General features: G+C 49.4%; 2 protein-coding genes. Both read right to left on the bottom strand.

Annotated elements, in window-relative coordinates:
* Positions 1 to 528 (bottom strand): FAD-binding protein (locus tag ABUA34_RS14225; protein WP_349823536.1); only part of this gene is annotated, 528 nt, incomplete at its 3' end.
* 25 nt (positions 529 to 553) lie between these two features.
* A complete protein-coding gene (locus ABUA34_RS14220) occupies positions 554 to 1,615 on the bottom strand; it encodes an ABC transporter ATP-binding protein (RefSeq protein WP_004851740.1) in 1,062 nt (353 codons plus the stop codon).
* Between the last annotated feature and the right edge of the window lie 129 nt (positions 1,616 to 1,744).

The raw sequence follows: 1,744 nt of genomic DNA, 5'->3' as shown, positions 1-1,744 counted from the left end.
TGTGTTATCCTCTATGGAGAATCCAAATGCTCCGAGGATCTGATTGTTTTCAACTATATAATCCGTGATGTTGACTCTGTTCAGTATCTGGCAGTTGTCAAGCTCCTCCACCGCCTTTGCCAGCAGCGGCTTCATGTTCTCGCCATTTATCTTGATATTTCTGTTGCCTCTTGCAACATACTCACCGTTCTCGTCCTTGAGGATGACCAGTCCCAGCTTCTCCATCTTGTCTGTGACACGGTTCAGCCCCTGTGACATCGAAAGCAGAAGATCTTCTCTCACGATCCCGTCAGCATCAGTCCTACAGTAATCCACATAGTCCTCAGGCTTTCTGCCCTTCACTATGTATGCGTTGATGGCGTTCACCCCCGCCGCCAGACATCCACTTCTCTTTATGTTCGCCTTCTCGGCGATGATGATGGAATAATCAGAATGTTCTCTGACGGTCAGCGCTGCATAGCAGCCAGCCGTACCACCACCGATTATCAAAATGTCCGTATGAAGTATTTTCCTGTTTGCAATACCCATATTTTCTCTCCAATCACTTTTATAATTAGATGTAGAATACATCGTTATCCTGCATTGCCTTGTTCTCCAGCAGATATGTCTGATTCTCATCAAATACATACAGCCTGTAGATGAGAACGTGGACCTGCTCCCCCGGCTTTACGACATCCTTCTCCATGGATCTCTCGGCGACGATCTCCACTCCGTTGACATCCACCGTGACGTCCAGATGGCTTCCGCGGAACAGCACATCCTTGACTATCCCCGACTCCGCCGCACTCTGGTACTGATCCAGCCTGCCGCTCTTGGATATCTTTACAAACTCAGGTCTGATGACCGCCCTGTCCGCTCCCGGCACCCTGTCAAAACCCTTGAGTTTCTCGTAGTCCTCCACAACAGTTGACCTTCCGATGAACTGTGCCACAAACGGTGTGGACGGCGTCTTGTATATCTCCATCGGCGATCCCATCTGCTCTATCTGTCCGTGGTTGGTGATGATGATCTCATCCGCAACCTCCACCGCCTCGTCCTGGTCGTGAGTGACAAATATACTCGTTATGCCAAGCTTTTCAACCATCTCCTTGAGCCAGGTTCTAAGCTCCGTCCTGACCTTTGCATCTATCGCGGCAAATGGCTCATCCAGCAGCAACACCTGTGGATTCGGTGCCAGCGCCCTGGCAAATGCCACTCTCTGCCGTTGTCCGCCTGAGAGCTGATTCGGATATCTCTTCTCCATACCCGACAGCCCTGTAAGCTCCAGAAGCTCCATAACTCTCTTCTTGATCTCCTTCTTTGGAACCTTCATGAGTTCCAATCCGAATGCCACATTGTCAAATACCGTCATGTAACGGAACAGTGCATAATTCTGGAATACAAATCCTATTCCTCTCTTCGCAGCTGGTATATCATTTACACGCCTGCCGTCTATGTATATGTCACCGGAATTTGGATTTTCAAGTCCGGCTATCATTCGGAGAAGTGTCGTTTTTCCGCTTCCCGACGGTCCCAGAAGCGCCACCAGCTTGCCCTTCTCCACACCAAAGCTGACATTGTTGGACGCCAGGAAATCTCCATATTTCTTATATATATTTTTCATCTCGACGTACATGTCGTCAGCCTCCTTTTTGTTCTCTTATTCTTCCGCACCTGATCTATCTTTCGAAACTCCTGCAAGCCATCCCATATGCAGACTATCTCACTTCGCCCTTTTTCGGGTATCGCCCCCTCGCCTCCGCTC

It is taken from the genome of Coprococcus sp. RTP21428st1_C9_RTP21428_210409, assembly GCF_040227395.1.
Classification (GTDB): domain Bacteria; phylum Bacillota; class Clostridia; order Lachnospirales; family Lachnospiraceae; genus Coprococcus; species Coprococcus aceti.
The sequence above is the reverse complement of the archived record's forward strand: the minus strand, read 5'-3'. Positions and strand labels throughout refer to the sequence as shown.

Bases quoted from the DNA above. Each gene is read 5' to 3' on its own strand.
- ABUA34_RS14220 (WP_004851740.1), bottom strand. From the start codon at position 1,615: ATGTACGTCGAGATGAAAAATATATATAAGAAATATGGAGATTTCCTG.